18 protein-coding genes and 2 pseudogenes are annotated in these 19,711 nt (G+C 69.7%); 6 read left to right on the top strand and 14 right to left on the bottom strand.

Going from position 1 to position 19,711, the window contains the following annotated elements:
• The 7 genes and pseudogenes from WU80_RS19050 to mutA form a co-directional block, all read right to left on the bottom strand.
• On the bottom strand, positions 1–302 hold a 302-nt coding region (locus WU80_RS19050), incomplete at its 3' end, for a TylF/MycF family methyltransferase (RefSeq protein WP_231633859.1).
• Positions 303–817: 515 nt separating this feature from the next.
• Entirely contained in the window at positions 818–1,927 is a 1,110-nt protein-coding gene (locus WU80_RS19055) for an NAD(P)-dependent oxidoreductase (RefSeq protein WP_055404662.1), read from the bottom strand.
• A gap of 182 nt (positions 1,928–2,109) precedes the next feature.
• Positions 2,110–3,027: a sulfotransferase family protein gene (locus WU80_RS19060; RefSeq protein WP_046183088.1), complete on the bottom strand. Its 918-nt coding sequence runs from the start codon at positions 3,025–3,027 to the stop codon at positions 2,110–2,112.
• A gap of 355 nt (positions 3,028–3,382) precedes the next feature.
• The gene (locus WU80_RS19065) at positions 3,383–4,669 is read right to left on the bottom strand and encodes a serine hydrolase domain-containing protein (protein ID WP_055404661.1); all 1,287 of its coding nucleotides are present in this window, start codon (positions 4,667–4,669) and stop codon (positions 3,383–3,385) included.
• A gap of 52 nt (positions 4,670–4,721) precedes the next feature.
• Positions 4,722–5,722: pseudogene (gene meaB, locus WU80_RS19070) on the bottom strand (methylmalonyl Co-A mutase-associated GTPase MeaB).
• Entirely contained in the window at positions 5,723–7,975 is a 2,253-nt protein-coding gene (scpA, locus tag WU80_RS19075; protein WP_055404659.1) for a methylmalonyl-CoA mutase, read from the bottom strand. It lies immediately after the preceding pseudogene.
• A gap of 5 nt (positions 7,976–7,980) precedes the next feature.
• The gene (gene mutA / locus WU80_RS19080) at positions 7,981–9,858 is read right to left on the bottom strand and encodes a methylmalonyl-CoA mutase small subunit (protein ID WP_055404658.1); all 1,878 of its coding nucleotides are present in this window, start codon (positions 9,856–9,858) and stop codon (positions 7,981–7,983) included.
• Positions 9,859–10,026: 168 nt separating this feature from the next.
• Between mutA and WU80_RS19085 the strand changes: the two genes are divergently transcribed.
• The 3 genes from WU80_RS19085 (at position 10,027) to WU80_RS25945 (ending at position 12,067) form a co-directional block, all read left to right on the top strand.
• Positions 10,027–10,794 carry a TVP38/TMEM64 family protein gene (locus tag WU80_RS19085; protein WP_055404657.1) on the top strand — a complete coding sequence of 256 codons (768 nt, stop codon included), beginning with the start codon at positions 10,027–10,029 and terminating at the stop codon, positions 10,792–10,794.
• Between the two features lie 139 nt (positions 10,795–10,933).
• A complete protein-coding gene (locus WU80_RS19090) occupies positions 10,934–11,728 on the top strand; it encodes a hypothetical protein (RefSeq protein WP_055404656.1) in 795 nt (264 codons plus the stop codon).
• Positions 11,729–11,827: 99 nt separating this feature from the next.
• Positions 11,828–12,067, top strand: a complete 240-nt coding sequence (locus WU80_RS25945; RefSeq protein ID WP_156349661.1) for a hypothetical protein — start codon at positions 11,828–11,830, stop codon at positions 12,065–12,067.
• A 47-nt stretch (positions 12,068–12,114) separates the two neighbouring features.
• On the opposite strand, the gene WU80_RS19095 is transcribed toward WU80_RS25945, so the two are convergent.
• Positions 12,115–13,593 (bottom strand): cell wall metabolism sensor histidine kinase WalK, encoded by a 1,479-nt coding sequence (locus WU80_RS19095; protein ID WP_055404655.1) that lies wholly within the window; start codon positions 13,591–13,593, stop codon positions 12,115–12,117.
• Positions 13,590–14,306 (bottom strand): response regulator transcription factor, encoded by a 717-nt coding sequence (locus WU80_RS19100; RefSeq protein ID WP_055404654.1) that lies wholly within the window; start codon positions 14,304–14,306, stop codon positions 13,590–13,592. The genes WU80_RS19095 and WU80_RS19100 overlap by 4 nt, the downstream gene beginning before the upstream one ends.
• Before the next feature lie 78 nt (positions 14,307–14,384).
• On the opposite strand from WU80_RS19100, the gene WU80_RS25545 reads away from it, so the two are divergent.
• Positions 14,385–14,747 carry a hypothetical protein gene (locus tag WU80_RS25545; protein WP_082459933.1) on the top strand — a complete coding sequence of 121 codons (363 nt, stop codon included), beginning with the start codon at positions 14,385–14,387 and terminating at the stop codon, positions 14,745–14,747.
• A gap of 99 nt (positions 14,748–14,846) precedes the next feature.
• A complete protein-coding gene (locus tag WU80_RS19110; protein WP_055404652.1) occupies positions 14,847–15,104 on the top strand; it encodes a hypothetical protein in 258 nt (85 codons plus the stop codon).
• A 9-nt stretch (positions 15,105–15,113) separates the two neighbouring features.
• Here WU80_RS19110 and WU80_RS19115 read toward each other — a convergent pair whose 3' ends face one another.
• From WU80_RS19115 to WU80_RS19125, 3 genes are read right to left on the bottom strand one after another with little or no spacing between them, the layout of a single operon-like run.
• A complete protein-coding gene (locus WU80_RS19115; protein WP_055404651.1) occupies positions 15,114–15,470 on the bottom strand; it encodes a DoxX family protein in 357 nt (118 codons plus the stop codon).
• A 9-nt stretch (positions 15,471–15,479) separates the two neighbouring features.
• Entirely contained in the window at positions 15,480–16,622 is a 1,143-nt protein-coding gene (locus WU80_RS19120; RefSeq protein WP_055404650.1) for an SPFH domain-containing protein, read from the bottom strand.
• 49 nt (positions 16,623–16,671) lie between these two features.
• Positions 16,672–17,109: an NfeD family protein gene (locus WU80_RS19125; RefSeq protein ID WP_055404649.1), complete on the bottom strand. Its 438-nt coding sequence runs from the start codon at positions 17,107–17,109 to the stop codon at positions 16,672–16,674.
• A gap of 57 nt (positions 17,110–17,166) precedes the next feature.
• Between WU80_RS19125 and WU80_RS19130 the strand changes: the two genes are divergently transcribed.
• On the top strand, positions 17,167–18,078 hold the full coding sequence (locus WU80_RS19130) for a hypothetical protein (RefSeq protein WP_055404648.1): 912 nt from the start codon (positions 17,167–17,169) through the stop codon (positions 18,076–18,078).
• Here the strand turns inward: WU80_RS19130 and WU80_RS19135 are convergent.
• Together WU80_RS19135 and fabI are read right to left on the bottom strand one after the other, a co-directional pair.
• Positions 18,064–19,096 (bottom strand): annotated as a pseudogene (locus WU80_RS19135) (ferrochelatase); the annotation flags it as partial. The gene WU80_RS19130 and the pseudogene WU80_RS19135 overlap by 15 nt on opposite strands.
• A 22-nt stretch (positions 19,097–19,118) precedes the next feature.
• On the bottom strand, positions 19,119–19,711 hold a 593-nt coding region (fabI, locus tag WU80_RS19140; protein WP_055405811.1), incomplete at its 5' end, for an enoyl-ACP reductase FabI.

The raw sequence follows: 19,711 nt of genomic DNA on the forward strand, positions 1-19,711 counted from the left end.
TCAGATGTGTATAAGAGACAGGGAATGTCCTCGGTCAGCACCGTCTCGACGCAATGTTGCAGGCTGGTAAGGCGCTTCATCCCGATCATCGTCAGCGCATCCGCGGGCCAGTCCTGGCCCAACTCCCGCGCTTGCTGATCGAACGGACGCTTACGGACGAGCATGTAGCTGCCGGTATTGAGAATCGGCCGCCCGATGCGATACCACCGGACTGGCACCAGTTCATCTGAGCCGTATCTGGTCAAGTCGCGTCGGAGCAGGTCGAGGTACGCAGACCGGGTATCGCGGTCGGTCACAGTCAAGATTGCCCCCTGTCTCGCATTTCAATACTCCCGATGTTGAGCCTAGCCGCCTATCGGCGCCTCTAGTACGTTTCGAGTTTTCTGGAATCGGATCCGCCAAGCGGATGGTTGTTTGCTCACGTGGGTTTCTCGGCCATTAGGCGCATTCGGCGCGTCCAGCGGAACGGCCGGTGGCCGACCCAATTTCGCCATCCGTCCGCCACCCCGAGGAGCAAACCCATTCCTGCACTTGGGTTCTGGTGATCGGCGTGCTGCGATGGGTCGCGGCGCGGCACCTGTCGCCTGCGTAAGCCTAGGTCATGCTGCTGCGCTCACTCGCCCTTCTTCAACATGCGTCACACGGGGGAAAGCTTCGCGATTCGCGAAGCCGGCGTGCGGCCGCGATACGCGATGTGATGCCTCGACAGTACCGGGCTGGAATGCTACCGCACCACGGCTTTTGGCGGCGCGTTGCTCACATTCGAGCCCGATCGCGAGTGCCCGAAATTAACCATGTAGTTAATGGCCGATCGCTTTTAGCGTTGGCCGGCATGCTCTACCGGCCGGCCACCGACGCTGTCGCTCGCCGCGGGGCCGGACTCGGGGAGGCTGCCGATCCACTCGAGCAGCACACGCAGACCGTCGTCGAGCGTCCACTTCGGGCGCCAACCGAGCTCGTCCATCGCCGGCTGGATGTCGCAACTCGCGGCGCGGACGTCGCCATCGCGGAACTTGGGGACCAGCACCGGTTCCGGCGCGTCGAACGCCGCGGCGATCTTCCTGGCCAGCTCATGAATGGTCGTCCCGATTCCCGACCCGATGTCGAGGCAACGGGAACCCTTGGCGGGCTGCTGAACCGCGGCGAAAACGGCATCCACCACGTCGTCGATGAAGACCAGGTCGCGCACGATTCGCCCGTCCTCGTACACCTCCGACGCGCGTCCCTCCCGCGACAACCGCGCGAAGAACGGCACGACACCGGTGTACGGATTGCTCAGCGGCTGACCCGGCCCGAAGGCATTCTGCAGACGCAACACGCTGAGATTGGTGTCGTGCGCGGCCGCCCAGGCGGCCAGCAGGTGCTCTTGCGCGAGCTTCGTCGCCCCGTAGACGTTGGTGGGCCGCGGCTCCGTTCGGCCCGCGGAGCTCGGAAGCGGCACCGCCGGTTCGCCCGCGGGCCCCGGCGGATCCCAGATGCCGGCCACCAGCTGCGCATGGCTGCGCGGCGGCGGATAAAAGACCTCACCGCCGGACTGCCACGCGCCCTCGCCGTAGACCGCCCTGGACGACGCCAGGACGAACTGCTCGGGCACCAGTCCCTTGCGGCCCAGCGCGTCCAGCATCTGGGTGGTGCCCACGACGTTCACCGCGCCGTGGCGCGTCGCCTCGGTGAGCGACTGAGCGGTCCCGGTTTCGGCCGCCAGATGGACGACCTGGGTGGGCCGGAACAACCTGAGCACGGCGTCCCAGTCGGGCGCGTGCGTGACATCGCCGGTGAAGAACCGCACGGACGGCGGAAGGTCGATCGCGCGCCCGTCGTGCACCTGTGGGAGCAGAACGTCCATGACGGCGACGTCACAACCAACTTTGACCAGGCGGTGCGCAAGCGCGGAACCGATGAAGCCTGCGCCTCCGGTGATGAGCACGGACGATGACAAGAGCCGGCGCCTCCCAGTTGAGTGCGAAAAGTTTGACCGGCACGCCTGCCGAGGTGCGATCCGGTCGATCATATCGGGGGCCCGCTCGGCGAAAGCTGGATTGCCCGGATAGGTCGTCGGGGCGCGCGACGGCGATCGAAGGCGCGATTGAGCGCTGCGGTGGACGGCGGTTAGGCCCAAGATCCCCTGCGTCGGTGCGCCATGGCGACGACCTCGAGGATGGGCTTCATGACGGAAGGCCTGAGCAGCCGAACCAGCGTGCTGTTGGAGTAACCGCGGGCGTTGTCGAACGCCGTCCGGAAATCGTGTTCGCTCGCCCGATAGGCCTCGAAAACGCGATCCAACTCGGCCTCGTCCCAGGGCTCGTCCGCGGCGGCGGCGTGCATCGCGCGGTAGACCACCGACATCCAGTCGGTGCCGAAGCGATCCGTGGGCGGACCGTCGCAGTCGCGATTGCGCCGAAGGTCCGGCGACAGGAACTCGTCGACGGCCGCCTCGTCCTCGGCGACGAGATCGATGCCGAGCGCCGTGGAAATCCGCTTCATTTCCCGGCGCCAATCGTCGAGGAGGTTGGTGTACTCGACGAACACCCGCGGCAGGCCGCGCGTCTGGCGTTCGGACACCAGGTTGCCCTTGAGCCATAATGCGCTCACCAGCTCCGGCGACGCCCCGGCGAGGCGTCCCATCGACGGGACCACCTCCTGCGGGTGGCGCACCGCGATCACCACGGCGATGTCGAACCCGGCCTTGCGCGCGGCCTCGAACCACATGTCGGCGAGCACATTGATCTGCAGGTCCTTGATGACCACCAGCGGGGCGGCCGGCAGCTTGTTGACATACGACTGGATGTCAACCATGCAAGAGGCCTTCTCTTTGGCGCTGAATTCGCCTTCCTCGAGCACGCGCAGCGAAGGGTCCCACCAAGCGCTGCCGTGACGTTCCAGAATTGCCCGGTTGAGCAACAGGGATTCGCGCGGTTCCCAATAGCCACGCTGGTTGCCTTCGTCGGCCCCCATCATCCCGACGGGAAGCGTGGCACCGCACAGCGAGAGCACCCGGGTGAGGGCGGACGTTCCGGATCTCCCCATACCCAGGACGAAGATGGCGATCGGCCGGGTTGCACTCCCGTTCAACGCCCTCTTGCCGGTTGCCTGGCCCCTGCGGCTGACGTTTTTTGTGATACCGCTCAGCACTGTCCACCATCCATCGTTAAGCAGGAGAGCAGCAAACCCTCCGAGACGCCATAAACAAGGGCCCCCACCCTGGTTTGGGCACTGTCAGATACTGGCGGAATCGTAGCAACGCAACCCGCTATCCCGCAGTATTTGCCGATTATTCACAGCTGAGATGCCGCTCGGCGGTAGAAATCTTGCCGACACAATCCCGTAATCGAGAGCTGTAGCAAACGCAGGCGTAAATTATTGAGGACTGGTTGCGCGGCCATCAACCCGCGACGGCCCCCGGCTGGTAGTACGGCGCCCCGTATTCGGTCACCGGCGTGAAGCCGCGCTTGCGGGCCTTCTCGGCGGCCTTGCGAATCAGCGCGTAGATGCCGACGAACGCCGCGTGATCGGTCATCACGAACGGCGTCAGCAGCCGGTTGTGCACCAGCGAGAACGCCACCCCGCTGGCCGGGTCGGTCCAACCCAGCGAACCGCCCAGGCCGACGTGGCCGAAGCCGGGCATCACGTTCCCGAACGGCAGGCTGTGGTAGCCCAGGTGGAATGCCAAGGGCACGAACAGGTTCCGGTCCGGACGCAGGCTGCGCCGACCGGTCAGGCCGGCGACCATCTCCCGGGACAGGAACCGGATGCCGTCGACCTCGCCGCCGTTGGCGATGGCGCCGTACATCCGCGCCAGCCCGCGGGCCGTCGCCACCCCGTTGGCCGCCGGGATCTCCGCATCCAGCAACGGGATCTCGCCCTGCACCGCCGCGACCATGCCGGGGAAGTACATGGACCGGAACCCGCCGGACAGCTCGTTGGCCACCCTGCGCGTCACGAAGCTCAGGACCGGATTGCGCACCATGTTCTGCGGCGCGATGATCTCGGCGACCCGCGTCGGTGCACCCGCCGGCGGGCGACCCAGATACAGCCCGTCGGTGCCCAGCGGCTCGGCGAGCTCCTCGCGGATCAGCGTCCGCATGCCCTTTCCGGTCACCGCCCGGGCGAGGCCGGACATCAGCCAGCCGAAGGTCAGCGCGTGATAGGCCGGCTTGCCCAGCAGCCGCCCCGGCGAGGCCGCGGCCAGTCGCTCTTCCATCACGACGTGGTCCAGCAAGTCCTCGGAGCGGGCGCCGCGCAGGCCCGAAAGGCCGGCGGCGTGCCGCATCACGTCGCGGACGGTGAGGCTCTCCTTGCCGTTCGCCCCGAACTCGGGCCAGTACTCGGCGACGGGCGCCTCGTAGTCGATCAGCCCGCGGTCGGCGAGCCGGTGAATGACGGTGGCGGCCATTCCCTTCGTCGCCGAGAACACCATCGGCGCGCTGTCGGCCGACCACGGCCGGTGACCGCCCCGGTCGGACCAGCCGGACCAGACGTCGACGACGGGTTGGCCGTCGAGATACACCGCCAGGGCGCCGCCACCGAAGCGGCGGGCGGGGAACATGGTCGAAAAGCTGCGAACGACGCATCCGAAATGTGAGTCCGCCGCGCCGGACACACGGTGACCTGCGTCAAGGCCATCGTGGACAGGGACCGCGCGGCGATCGACTCGGGTTTGAACCGTCACGCTTTTGAATTTACTTGGATTTCACACCTTCCCGGTGCGAAATGTAGATTATTTACCTATCCGTTAGTCTGACGCGGCCGTCAGTATTTGCTCGGCCGCCAGCGCCGGGGTCAGCTCCCCCGCCTTCACCTGGCGTTCGATGTCCGCACGCATCTTGCGCACCTTGGGATTGGACAGCACTCGGTCCAGCACGGTGTCGCGGACCAGCTGCCACGTCCAGTCCACTTGCTGCGCGCGCCGGCGCGCCTCGAACTCGCCGGCCTCGGTGAGCACCTGACGATGGCGTTCGACGGTGTCCCACAGCTCCTCGAGGCCGGTCCCCTCCATCGCGCTCATGGTGAGAACCGGTGGCCGCCAAACTGTTTCGCGGGGATGTATCAACCGGATCGCCGAGGACAGTTCGCGGGCGGCCATCCGCGCCTCGGCGAGGTGCTCGCCGTCGGCCTTGTTCACCACCACGATGTCGGCCAGCTCCAGCGCACCCTTCTTGATGCCCTGCAGCTGATCGCCGCTGCGCGCCAGCGTCAGCAGGACGAACGTGTCGACCATGTTGGCCACGGTCACCTCGGACTGGCCGACGCCGACGGTCTCGATGATGATCACGTCGAATCCGGCCGCCTCCAGCAGCACCACGGTCTCGCGGGTCGCCTTTGCTACACCGCCCAAGGTGCCCGACGTGGGCGACGGGCGGATGTACGCATCCGGGTGCACCGCGAGCCGCGCCATCCGCGTCTTGTCGCCGAGGATCGACCCACCGCTGCGCGTCGACGACGGGTCGACGGCCAGGACGGCCACCCGGTGGCCCTTCTCGATCAGATGCATGCCGAGGGCCTCGATGGTGGTGGACTTCCCCACCCCCGGCGTCCCGGTGATGCCGACCCGGTGCGCGTCGCCCGAGTCCGGCGTCAGCTCGAGCAGCAGCCGCTGGGCCTTCTCGTGATGGTCGGCGCGGGTGGACTCCAGCAGCGTGATGGCCCGCGGCAGCGCGGCGCGGTCGCCGCCGCGAACGGCGTCGGCCAGATCCTCGACGGAGTCGCTCTTGCGGGGGGCCATCTAGTCGAGTGGGTAACCCAGCCGCTCGGCGAGCTTGTGCAGCAAGCCAATTGCGGCATCGGCGATCACTGTCCCGGGCGGGAAGATGGCGGCGGCCCCGGCCTCGTACAGTTCGTCGAAGTCGCCGGGGGGAATGACACCGCCGACCACGATCATGATGTCGGGCCGCCCCACCTCGGCGAGCGCGTCGCGCAGCGCCGGCACCAGCGTCAGGTGGCCGGCGGCCAGCGACGAGACGCCGACGACGTGCACGTCGTTGTCGGCGGCCTGCCGGGCCACCTCCTCGGGCGTGGAGAACAGTGAGCCGACGTCGACGTCGAACCCGAGATCGGCGAAGGCCGTCGCGATCACCTTCTGGCCGCGGTCGTGACCGTCCTGGCCCATCTTCGCCACCAGAATCCTGGGCCGGCGGCCGTCGGCCTCGGCGAACTTCTCGACTAGTTCTGTGGCGGTTCCGATGTTCGGGGCCTTTCCGGCTTCGTCGCGGTAGACACCGGCGATGGTGCGGATCTCCGCCTGGTGCCGCCCGTATACCCTTTCCAGCGCGTCGGAGATCTCCCCGACCGTCGCCTTGGCCCGGGCGGCGTCGATCGCCAGCGCCAGCAGATTATTACCCAGCCCGTCCTCCCCGGCGCGCCCGTGTGCCGCGGCGGCGCGGGACAGCTCGCCCAGGGCGGCCTCGACGGCGGCCTGGTCGCGGCTGGCCCGCAGCTCTTTGAGTTTGGCCAGCTGCTCGGCGCGGACCCGGCTGTTCTCGACCTTGAGCACCTCGACCTCTTGGTCCTCTTCGACCTGGTACTTGTTCACGCCGACCACCGGTTGGATCCCGGAGTCGATGCGGGCCTGCGTGCGCGCGGCCGCCTCCTCGATGCGCAGCTTGGGGATGCCGTCGCTGATCGCCTGGGCCATGCCGCCGTGCTCGGCGACCTCGGCGATGTGGGCGCGGGCCTTCTGCGCGAGCTGATGGGTCAGCCACTCCACGTAGTACGAGCCGCCCCAGGGGTCGATGGGCCGCGTGGTGCCCGATTCCTGCTGCAGCAGCAGCTGGGTGTTGCGCGCGATCCGCGCGGAGAAGTCGGTGGGCAGGGCCAGCGCCTCGTCGAGGGCGTTGGTGTGCAGCGACTGGGTGTGCCCCTGGGTCGCGGCCATCGCCTCGATGCAGGTGCGCGCGACGTTGTTGAAGGCGTCCTGCGCGGTCAGCGACCAGCCGGAGGTCTGCGAATGGGTGCGCAGGGAAAGGGATTTGGTGTTCTTGGGGTTGAACTGCGCGACCAGCTCGCTCCACAGCAGCCGGCCGGCGCGCAGCTTGGCGACCTCCATGAAGAAGTTCATCCCGATGCCCCAGAAGAACGACAGTCGCGGCGCGAACTTGTCGATGTCCAGGTCGGCGTCCAGGCCCGCCTTGATGTAGTCGACGCCGTCGGCCAGCGTGTAGGCCAGCTCCAAATCTGCTGTGGCGCCTGCCTCTTGGATGTGATAACCGGAGATCGAGATGGAGTTGAACTTCGGCATCTTCGCGCTGGTGTAACCGAAGATGTCGGAGATGATCCGCATCGACGGCTTGGGCGGATAGATGTAGGTGTTGCGCACCATGAACTCTTTGAGGATGTCGTTCTGGATGGTGCCGGCCAGCTTCTCCGGCGGCACCCCCTGCTCCTCGGCGGCCACCACGTACAGCGCCAGGATCGGCAGCACGGCGCCGTTCATCGTCATCGACACCGAAACCGTCGAGAGGTCGATGCCGTCGAACAGCTGGCGCATATCGAGAATGGAATCGATTGCCACGCCGGCCATTCCGACGTCGCCCTGGACGCGGGGATGGTCGGAGTCGTAACCGCGGTGGGTGGCCAGGTCGAAGGCCACCGACAGGCCCTTCTGGCCGGCGGCCAGGTTGCGGCGGTAGAACGCGTTCGACTCGGCCGCGGTGGAGAACCCCGCGTACTGGCGGATGGTCCACGGCTGGTTGACGTACATCGTCGGGTACGGGCCGCGCAGGAAGGGCGGTTCACCGGGGAAGCTGTTCAGCGGGTAACCGCCGGCCGCCGCGGCGGCCCGGTCGGCGCCGATGTACACCGGCTTGACGGCGATGTCTTCGGGCGTGTGCCACTCGAGCTGGTCGGGCGTGTACCAGTGCGCCGCCGCGGCGGCCGCGACGTGCTGTTCGACGGCGGCTTCGGTGGGCGGCGGCAGCGGGCGGCCGCCGGTCAGCGGAACCTCGGCGAAATTTCCGATCACGGGCGCGGTTGTGGTCATTGCGGCTACGCTCCCAGTCGACTGAGCAGGTTCGAAAGGGCTTCGACCGCATTGATTTTCGCGGTCAGGAACTCGTCGGGCCGGTGCTCGGCATCGCCGACGGCCTTCTCCGGTCCCGCCAGGTAGACCCTCGATACCCCGGCGGCGCGGGCCGCCTCGACGACGGCCGCGCCCTCATCCTGGTAGCGCTTGTCGGTGCCGCAGATGACCGCGACGCCCGGTGATCCCGCGTCGGCGACCGCCTTGGCGACACCGGCGGCGTCGACCGATCCGGGGTTGACGGCCTCGATGCCGCCCGACGCCAGCAGGTTGCTTGCGAACGTGGCCCGAATGTTGTGCTCGGCCAGCGGGCCCAGCGGAAGCAGCAGCGCCTGCGGGCGGGCGCCGGTGCGGGCCAGGAAGACGTCGGAGCGGTCGCGCAGCGCCTCGAACGCCGCGGCGTAGCGCTGCAGGTTGCCGGCGGCCAGCGGCGTATCCGACGAATCAATCTGTGCCAGAGGAGGTTCCGTGAGGTTCGGGAATTCGCTGACACCGGTGATCGCGGTGCGACGATGCGCGATGTCGTCGGCGCGTCGCGAGGCCACCTCGGCGATCTGGCCGGCGATGTAGTCGTGCGCCTCGACGAACCCGCCGCGCGCCTCGATGGCCTGGAAGTGCTCCCAGGCCTGCTCGGCCATGCGCGCGGTGAGGTCCTCGACGAACCACGAACCGCCGGCCGGGTCGAGCACCCGGCCGACGTGCGACTCCTCCAGCAGCAGCAGTTGGGTGTTGCGGGCGATCCGCCGGGCGAAGCTTCTCGCGGTGCCGGGGAAGCCACCCGGGATCGCCACGTCGAACGGGAGCACCACCACGGTGTCCGCGCCACCGACGCCGGCGCCGAACGCGGCCAGCGTGCAGCGCAACATGTTCACCCACGGGTCGCGCTGGGTCATCATCGGCAGCGACGTCTCCGCGTGCACGGTGACGGCGCCGCCGTCGGGATCGCCGACGACCTCCGCGACCCGCGCCCACATCTGACGCACGGCCCGCAGCTTGGCGAGCGTCCCGAACTGGTCGTCGTCGGCGGCCAGCCGGAAGCTGATCTGCCGCAGCGCCTGGCCGACCGGCATGCCCGACTCGGTGAGCCGCCGCAGGTAGGCCACCCCGGCGGCCACGGTGCCGGCCAGTTCCCAGGTCGCGTTCGCGCCCAGGTTGTGGAAAGCGGGCCCGTCGACGGTGATCGCCCGTACGCCGCGCTCTTCGGCGGCGCGCTTGGCGACCGCGACGACCTCGTCGAGGTCGGGCGCGGGACGGTCGCTCAGCGCCGCGGTGAGCGGGTCGCCACCGAGGTCGATCGAGAGCAGGTCGCGCTGGTCGGCCTCGACCCCGCCCGCCATCGCCAGCATGACCTCGGCGGCGGCGGCATAGTCCGCGCCCGCGTCGAGGATCACCGGCGCCATGCTCAGGTGCACGCCCGACACGGCGCCCTCGAGCTGGTCGGCGGTCACGCCGGAGTCCCCGACCCGCAGCACCAGGGCGCTGGCCCCGTTGCCCAGCGCCTCGAGCACCGCCGCATTGACGTCGGCGGCCGCCACCCCGGCGACGCGATCGGCGGGGAACGCCTCGGCCACCTTCCAGCCGGACTTCACGTCGCGCCGCGCATCGGCGCCCCGCACATAGGGCCACTCACCGGGAAGCGGCGGTTCCGGCAGCTCGTCCAGCGCCGTGTACAGCGCCCGGATCGCGATGCCGTCGTAGGTGGGGGTTTCCAGCAGCCGCTCGGGATGGTCCCCGAGTTCCTCGGGGTCCTTCCGGGTGCTTTTCGATAGCACGCCGGCGACCGCACTGCGCCAACGCCCGCGAACCTGTTCTAGTTCGGCAAGCTCGGGTACATCAATGGACACCGATTGCTCCCTTTTTCCCAGCAAATGGGGCCTGCGACTTACTAATGAGGCTAGTTGATCGAGCCTGTCGGCAGAAAACCGCGACGCGCGACGAGCGGGGCGGTCCGGCGATGAAACGCCAGCCTCGGGAAACGAGTTATTCACCTGCGACCCGTAACCTTTACAGGCGTGACGGCTTCCGCCACCTGCAGAATCAACCGGACGCTGCGCGACCTCGCCGGCGCGCTGGGCGCCGCCGCGCGCCTGCTGTCGCGGCCCCGGGCGATCGCCACAGTGGTCGGTATCACACTCCTGATCGCGGCCGCGTCCTGGCTGCCCCTGCCCACGCCGGTGCAGATGCGCGACTGGGCGGAGTCGGTGGGGCCATGGTTCCCGTTGGCGTTCTTGGCCGCGCACATCGTGGTCACGGTGGTGCCGGTACCCCGCACGGCGTTCACCCTGGCCGCCGGGCTGCTGTTCGGCCCGTTGGTGGGCGTGGCGATCGCGGTGGTCGCCAGCACCGCCAGCGCGGTGATCGCGCTGCTGCTGGTGCGCGCGGCCGGGTGGCGGCTGAACCGCCTGGTTCGCCACCGCGCGATCGACACGGTGGACGAGCGCCTGCGCCAGCGGGGCTGGCTGGCCATCCTGTCGCTGCGGCTGATTCCCGCCGTGCCGTTCTCGGCGATCAATTACGCCGCCGGCGCGTCGACCGTGCGCCTGCTGCCCTACACGCTGGCCACCCTGGGCGGCCTGCTGCCCGGCACCGCCGCCGTGGTGGTCCTCGGCGACGCGCTCGCCGGTCACCCGAGCTCGCTGCTGTACCTGGTGTCGATCTGCACGGCGACCCTGGGTTTGACGGGATTGGTCGTCGAGATCCGCCACTACCGGCGGCACCATCGCGGGGCGCACCGTCCCGCGGGCGACGAGGCCGCCCCCGAGCCGGCGACCATCGGCTGACCCGTCGGCCGGATCTGGCCAATCGCGTGAATTGATGGGCCGAATGCTGGCAAGCTGGGCTCAGACACCGGCACCGCGCGCAAGGGGGGGGGTGTTGGCCGGAATTCATGTGCCGTACCTGGCGACACAACCTTCGCGAATGCACAACGCGCTACTCGTGATCGCCTCGGTGTTTTGCGCGGCCGCGTTCGTGGCCGCGGTGTGCCTGCTGTCCAGGAACGCCGCCCAGACGGCCCACGACGCCGCCCCGCCGCCGGTCCTGGCCCCGATCGACCTGCCCGCGGCCAGCGCCGTCGGCCCCGGTTCCGGCATCTACGTCCAGTACGCCGACGGATCGGGTGGGATGGGTTGTACCGCAGGGTTTTTGGTGCACACCAGCACCGGTCAGGCCGGTGTGCTCACGGCCGGGCACTGCAACCGGCCGGGTCAGCTCAGCAAGGTGTCGATGAACCTGGCCGGCATCCTTCCCTACGCGACGGTGGGCACGTTCCGCCGCACCGTCAGCGAGGGCGTGCACAACGAACAGCACGACATCGGCCTGATCGTGTTGGACGGCGAGAACGTCCCGCAGGCCTCGGCCATCGGGTCCGCGCTGCCGGTCTCCGGCGTCGCCACCGGGTTGCAGGTCGGCGAGGAGTTGTGCAAGTTCGGGATGGGCACCGGCGAGGCCACCTGCGGGGAGATCACCCAGATCACCGGGAGCAAGGTCGTCTTCCTGGCGCCCGGCCAGTGCGGTGATTCGGGCGGCCCGGTCTATCGGAATCAAAGCGACGGCACCGTCGGCGCCGTCGGGATCCTCATCCGCGGGGGCGACCCGTCCACCCCCAAGCACGGGTGTTCGGCCCCGGCCAAGTTCTCGGTCGCCGAGTTGATCCAGCCCTGGCTGGACGAGTGGCATCTCACTGCCGTCACCGCGGCGTCCACGGCCGGCTGAAAACGGTTGCGCGCCGGCTTCTTCAGGCTGGCTTCAGGCTGACTTCCTACTGTCGCGGCGGCGGCGATCGACCGCCGACAGGGAGGAGAGCGAAGCCAAGTGAATATCAAACAACTCGTCGCCGGTTCGTTGGTCGCGGGCGCCCTCGGGGCGACCCTGGCCGGCTTCGGCGCCGCCGTGGCCAGTGCGGATCCGCCGCCGCCACCACCGCCCGGACAGCCCGGACCACCGCATCCGCCGGGGGAACCGTTCGGCGGGCCGCCGGGGCCGGGCGGGCCCGTTGGTCCGCCACCGCCGGGTCCGGGCGACCCGTTCCGGCCACCGCCGCCGGGATTCTGACGTTCGCCGCACCGAGCGGTGGCCGCCTCGCCTGGTGCGGCCACCGCTCACCGGCGTTGGGCCGGCAAGTTCAGCCGGAACTCGGCGCCGCCGTTGCGCGGCAAACACACCAGGTCGCCGCCCTGAGCGCGCGCCAGCGCCCGCGCGATCGGCAGGCCCAGCCCGGCGCCCCCGTGATCGCGGCCGCGCCCGGCATCCAGGCGCACCAGGCGCTCGAAGATCCGCTCCCGCTCGTCGCCGGGAATGCCGGGCCCACTGTCGGTTACGGTCACCTGCGCGTCGCCTTCGCTTATGCGGACATCGATGGTGATGGCGCCCCCGGGCGGGGTGTAGCGGCGCGCATTGTCGAGCAGATTGGACAGGACCTGCGCCAGCCGGGTGGGGTCCGCGTTGACATGCAGCTCAGCCAGGCCGGTGCGACGGACGGTGAGTTGCGGGGCGAGCATGGCGGCCCGGTCGGCTTCGGCATCCGCGATCGCGGCGAGGTCGACGTCGTGGGAGTCCAATGGCAGCCCGGCGTCGATGCGACTCAGATCGAGCATGTCCGCGACGAGCCGCCCGGCGCGCCGGGCGTCCGACAGCAGGAGGCTGGCCCGACGGTATTGACCCTGCGCCACGTCGTCGCCCTGATCGGGAGAGGCGTTGTTGGCGAGCTGTTCCGCGGCGACCTGGATCCCGGCGATCGGGGTGCGCAACTCGTGGGCGGCGTCGACGAGGAATCGCCGGGTGGCGGTCTCGGCGCGCTGGGCGGCGTCCGCGGCCCGCTGGGCCCGGTCCTCGGAAGCCTCCAGGGCGTCCAGCATCCCGTCGAAAGCGCTTGCGGCCCGCCCTAATTCGGTGTCGGCCCGGTCGGGGCGGAGCCGTCGTCCGCGATCACCGGTCCTGATGTCGTTGGCCAGCGCCGTCAGCCTGTCCAATGGGCGCAACGCCACCCGGCTGACGGCCACTAGCAACAGCGCGGCGGTCAGCAGGGTCGCCACGCCGGCCCCGATCATCAGCAGGCGCAGCTGGTGCGTCACCTGGGTGGTCTGCGTCGTGTCGGCGACCAGGATCACCCGGGAGCCATCCGGCAGTGGGCGCACGACCGCCGTCGCGGTGGCATCCGGCGGGGGCGGGGGCGGCGGCGGCCAGGGTGGAACGCCGGGCGGCCCAGGCGGGAACGGCGGCGGCGGCGCGAATGGTGGCGGGGGCGGAAACGGTGGCGGGACCACGGGACCGGCGACGGTGTCGGGGCTGATGCCGCGGTCACCGTACGTCGCGCCGTCGGCGGTGACCAGCAGTGCCCGCACCCCGCCGCCGTTGAGTTCGGCGGCCAGCAGCTCGGGCGAGGTGTGCGCAGCGTCCAGCGCCTCGGCCCGGGACGCGGCCGCCAGCAGCCGGTCGTGCAGGTTCCTGCGGGCGAGGACGCCCAGGCTGACGTCGACGGTGACGCCGAGCGCCACCAGCAGCAGGGCGAGCAACGCCACCACCACCACCGTCACCCGGCGCTGCAGGGACGGGGTCCGCGTCGTGGCCGCGGTGGTCATGATCGCTCGGGCTGCAGCCGGTAGCCGATACCGCGCACGGTGTGCAGGATCCGCGGCCCGTGGGCTTCGAGCTTGCGTCGCAATCCGCTGACATGCACCTGGACCAGGTTGGGGTCGTAGGCGTCGTACCCCCACACCGCGTTCAGGATCTGGCGGGCGCTGACGATCCGGCCGCGCTGCTCCACCAGGAAGGCCAGCAGCCGCAGCTCGGTCGCGGTCAACTCGAGGCGACTACCGGCGCGCGCGGCCACGCCGGCGTCGGCGTCCAGCATCAGATCGCCGACCTGGACGACCCGCGGCAGCCGTCCGCGCCGGCGCAACACCGCCCCGACGCGCGACACCAGTTCGGCCAGCTCGAAAGGCTTGATCACGTAGTCGTCGGCCCCGCCGTCGAGGCCGCGCAGCCGATCCTCCAGGCCGTCGCGCGCCGTGATCATGACGATCCCGACATCGCCCCAGTCGCGGATGACGTCGATGAGGTCGAAGCCGTCGCGGCCCGGAAGCATGACGTCGAGCACCACCAGGTCCGGCCGCAGCCCGTCCAGCGCCTCCTCCAGCCCGTCGCCGTCGCGGCTGCCGGCGGTGTGATAGCCGACGTCGGTGAGCGCCTCGCTGACCATTTCGCGGATCGTCTCGGAGTCCTCGACAACCAGCACCCGGGGCGCTCCGACGCTGAAATGGCCGGCCCGGGGGCAGTTCGTCATGCCTCCCATTGTGGCGCCGGACCTGAAGTGGACCTGAAGCCGGCATCTTCAGGTCCACTTCAGTTCCGGCTCCTACCGTCCGGTGCCATGACCACAAATGACGAGATCGACACCACCCCGCCGCCGGCGCCGCCCATCGACCCACCTCCGCCCCGCCGCCACTCGACCGGCGTCGTGGTCGGCGCCGGGGTGGCGGGCGCGCTGATCGGCGCGGTCGGCACCATCGCCGCGATCGCCTTCGCCTGGATCATCAGCGTGGGTCCGCCCGGTCCACCTCCGCTGCCGGGGCCGCCGCCGATGATGGCGCTGCATCATGGGCCACCGCCCCCGCCGATGGGTGGCCCTGGAGGCTTCGGGTTTGCGCCGCCGCCTGGGCCGCCCGGGCCGCCGCCGGGACCGCCGCCCGGCTTCCCGCCGCCGGCGCAACCGTCCCCGGCGCCGCATAGCTGACCGAACCGCCGCCGTCACGATCCCTCGAATCGTGGCGGCGGCGGTCGTCGCGCCAGTAGCGTCGCGGTTACCGCCCATCCGACGACCGTGGAGAGCAGCATGACCTCGGACAACACCGGAACCCGCCGCTTCCCCGCCGGCGTGGCCGCCCTCGCCGGGCTGGCCGGCCTGGTGCTCGGCGCCCTCGCCGCCTTCGCGATCACCGGACTGGTCTGGACGGTCCGGGTTCAGCTTCCGCCGCCGCCCTACCCGCCGCCACTGTCGTCGCAGTCGGTGGGCGGGGGCGGGTGCGTCTACACGGCGCCGCCGTCACCGACGTCGGTGCCGGCGCCCCCGCTGCCGACGCCCCACGACTGACCGCACGTTTTAGTTGCGGTCGGGTCCCTTCGCCGTCATCACGGCGAAGGTTGCCAAGAACAGCGCCGCCGGCAGGGCGTTGACGACCTTGTCGCGCACCCGGATGTGGGCACCGAGCGCCAGGACGAAATACACCGTCAGCATCGCCGTCGTCACCCGCGCCAGCACCGGGAAGCGGGTGACCGACAGCAGACCCACCGCGGCGGCGGCCTTCACCACCGGCAACACGGGCCGCACGTTCTCCGGCAGCCCGACGTCGTCCAGCACCTTCTTGATCGGGGCCACCTGGACACCGCACAACACCGCGTCCACGGCGTGGAACGCGCCGAGCGCAACGTAGGTCTTCGGCGAAGTGAAAACGCTCATGGGCCAATCCTATTGGGTCAGCTGCGGCGGCGGTCCCGGCTCGCCATCCACCGGCTGGCGGGCGATCGCCTCGGCCTTGGCCACCGCCTGAGCGATCGCCGGGTCGGTCTCGGTGGAGAACCAGTCGGCGACGTCGGCGTCGTCGTCGGCGCTGTGCTTGGGCGCATCGTCGACCGGGGAGGGCTGGAACCGGAACACGCCGTCCTCGCCCGGGGCGCCCAGCAGTTTGGTGAATCCCTGCAGCGCCGTGCTGAAGTCGCTCGGCACCACCCACACCTTGTTGGCGTCACCACGCGCCATCTCCGGCAGGGTCTGCAGGTATTGGTAAGCCAGCATCTCAGGGGTCGGCCTGCCCGCCTTGATCGCGGCGAACGTCTTCTCGATGGCCTTGGCCTGCCCCTGCGCCTGCAGGTAGGCCGCGGCGCGTTCACCCTGGGCACGCAGCATGCGGGACTGCCGGTCGGCCTCGGCGGCCAGGATCGCGGCCTGCTTGGCGCCCTCGGCGGCCAGGATCTGCGCCTGCTTCTGCCCCTCGGCCTCCTTGATCGCCGACTCGCGCATGCCCTCGGCGGTCAGGATCATCGCCCGCTTCTCGCGGTCGGCCTTCATCTGCTTTTCCATCGATGCCTGGATGGACGGCGGCGGGTCGATGCTGCGCAGCTCGACCCGGGCCACCCGCAGGCCCCAGCGGTTGGTGGCCTCGTCGAGCACGCCGCGCAGCTGGCCGTTGATCATGTCGCGTGAGGTCAGCGTCTGCTCCAGCGTCATCCCGCCGACCACGTTGCGCAGCGTGGTGGTGGTGAGCTGCTCCACACCCACGATGTAGTTGCTGATCTCGTAGACGGCCGCCTGCGGGACGGTGACCTGGAAGTAGACCACCGTGTCGATGTTGAGGGTCAGGTTGTCCTCGGTGATCACCGGCTGCGGCGGGAACGACACCACCCGCTCCCGCAGGTCCACCCGGGCGCGCACCCGGTCGATGAACGGCACCAACAACGTCAGCTGACCGCTGACCGTCCGGCTATATCGGCCCAGCCGTTCGATCACCGCGGCCTCCGCCTGCGGTATCAAGGCCACCGATTTCGCCACCACGACGATGGCAAATATCACCAATACGGCCAGCAATACCAAACCAGCAACCGCACCCTGCACCCGAGTTCCTTTCTCTCCCAGAGGTTTTGGCAGCGCTCTCGCGCAGTCGTTATGGACCGCTCTTGAAGACCACCGCCGTGGCGCCGTCGATCTGCATGACGGTCACCGACTCCCCCGGTTCGTAAACATCCCCCTCGTTGAACGGGCGCGCGGTCCACACCTCGCCGTCGAGCTTCACCTGGCCCTCGTCGCGGTCGATCCGTTCGAGCACCAGCGCCTTCTTGCCCTCCAGCGCCTCGATGCCCATGTGCGGCACGTGCGCCGGCGTCAGTTGCCGCCGCAGCGCCGGGCGCACCAGCACCAGCAGCAGAATCGAGACGACCAGGAAAACGATCCCGTTGGCCCAGCCCGGCCAATCGGTCAGCCAGCTGGTTGCCGAGGCGGCGAGCGCGCCGCCGCCGAGCATCATCAGGAACATATGGCCCGTGAGCGCCTCCGCACCGGCGAGCACCAGCGCGGATATCAACCAAAGCACTGCGGCGTGCATGCGGTCAGAATACGCGTGATCCGCCTTTGCCGGGCAAAACAACTACACTGCGGAATCGTGTGGTGTCCCAGTGTCTCGCTTTCCCTGTGGGCCAACGCCTGGCTCGCAGGCAAGGCCGCGCCCGACGACGTCCTGGACGCGTTATCGGTATGGGCGCCAAAGCAATCGGTCACCGCGTATGATGCGGTCGCCGCCGGTCATACCGGGCTGCCGTGGCCGGATGTGCACGACGCCGGAACGGTGACGCTGCTGCAGACGCTGCGCGCCGCGGCCGGTCGGTCGGCGCCCGGCCCGGGCCGGTTGCGCGGAACGATCAACATGCTTTTGCCGGTGCCCGGCGACGTGCGCGGGCTCGCCCCCGGGACGCAATTCGAGCGCGACGCGCTGGCCGCGGGTGAGGCGATCATCATCGCCAGCCCGCACGACCCCGCCACCGCGGTGGGGCTGGTGCCCGAGTTCTCCTACGACGAAGACGACTTCCCCGACCTGTGCGCGCTGTCCTGGACGGTCTACTCGCTGCCGGGCGCGCCGGTGCTCGACCATTACGAGCTCGGGGATGCCGAATACACGCTGCGCTCGGCCGTGCGATCGGCCGCCGACGCCCTCGGCGCCATCGGGCTCGGATCGGCCGCGGCCGACATCGAGGATCCGCGCGGCCTCGTCGAGCAGCTGCTGGAATCCGCACGGCAACACCGCGTTCCCGACCACGCACCCTCGCGGGCGTTGCGGGTGCTGGAAAACGCCGCGCACGTCGACGCCATCATCGCGGTCAGCGCCGGGCTCAGCCGCTCGCCCGACTCGCCGGAACGATTCGCCGCGCCGGTCGCCGCCGGCCCCGAACCGTTCGGAGCCCAATCCTCTTCGGAGGCACGCATCGCCAGCGATGCGTTGCGGCCCCTGACCGCCGTGGTCCGCTCGGCGCGGATGGCCGCCGTCACCGCGATCCTGCATTCGGCCTGGGCCGACTGAGGGCGCGCTAGTCGCTGTCGCCGCGCGCGCAATGCGGCGGGCGGCAAGGCGCGCCGTCGACGCTGGCCAGACAGCCGGGCACCGGGTCGGGTCCGGCCACCCGGGTGGGGTCGCGGCCGCTACGCAGCTCGTCGACCAGATCGGCGGCGAGACGGGCGAATCGGCGATCGGCGTTGGGGGTGGCGGCCCGGGCGAACGCCAAACCCGCCGCCTCGGCCTGGGTTCGCAATTCCTCGTCGAGATCCCACACCACCTCGATGTGGTCCGCGACGAACCCGATCGGGCAGACGATGACGGCCTGGGTCCCCGCGGCGGCCAGTGCCGTCAGATGGTCCTCGACGCTCGGTTCCAGCCACGGCACCTGCGGCGGCCCGGACCGCGACTGCCAGGCCAGGTCGTAATCGGCGTAGCCGGCCGCGGCCGCGACCAACCTTGCGGCGTAAGCGACTTGGCGGCTGTAGAGCCTGGGGCCGAGGCGCTGGTCGGCGGCCACCGGGACCGAATGCGCGGTGAACACCAGGCGGGCGCCGTCGGTCACGGACTGCGCTGCGGCCGCCACGGCGCCGGCGAACATCTCGACGAAGAGCGGGTGGTCGAAGTACGGCCGCAGCTTGACCAGTTCGGGCGCGTCCGCCCCGGCGGCCCGCCGGGCCCGGGCGATGTCCTCGGTGTACTGCGTGCAGCTGGAGTAGCCGCTCCACGCCGACGTGGTGAACACCGCGGCGCGGCGAATCCCGTTGTCCCGCATGGCTGCAACGGTGTCTTCGACGTAGGGCTCCCAGTTGCGGTTGCCGAAATAGACCGGCAGGTCCACTTCCTCGCGCAGCTCGTCGATCAGGGCGCGGTTGATCCCGTTGATCGGTGACACCCCGCCGAAATGCAGGTAGTGCCCGGCGACGTCATCCAGGCGTTCGGGCGGCACGTTGCGGCCGCGGGTGACGTTCTCCAGGAACGGCCGCACCTGCTCGGGCCCCTCCGGGCCGCCGAAGGACAGCAGCAGGACGGCGTCGAAGTCCATTTGGAGTCAGAGCATTCCGCTGTTAGAGCAATTGGGTGCTGGCGCCGCCGTCGGCGAAGATGATGGTGCCGGTGGTGGCCGGCAGCCAGTCCGAGAGCAGGGCGCACACCGTCTTGGCGACGGGCGTGGGGTCCTTCATGTTCCAGCCGATCGGCGCGCGCTGGTCCCAGCCCTCTTCCAGCAGCTGCATCTGGGCGCCAGCCTCCTCGCCGAGGGCCCCGCCCACGATCGCCGACATCGCCAACGTCCGAATGGGCCCCGCCGCAACGAGATTCGAACGCACGCCGAATTTGCCGGCCTCGCGGGCGACGAACCGGTTGACCGACTCCAGCGCGCTCTTGGCCACGGTCATCCAGTTGTAGGCCGGCATGGCCCGGCTGGGGTCGAAGTCCATGCCGACGATGGACCCGCCGGGGTTCATGATCGGCAGCAGCGCCTTGGCCAGCGAGGCATAGGAATACGCGGAGATGTGGATGCCCTTGGCGACGTCCTCGTACGGCGCGTCGAAGAACGGGTTGATGCCCATCCCGGTCTGCGGCATGAAGCCGATCGAGTGCACCACGCCGTCGAGCCGGTTGCCCTCACCGATCTCGGCGGTCACCCGGTCGGCGAGGG

Origin of the sequence: Mycobacterium sp. UM_11 (assembly GCF_001414075.1) — a bacterium.
GTDB lineage: Bacteria > Actinomycetota > Actinomycetes > Mycobacteriales > Mycobacteriaceae > Mycobacterium.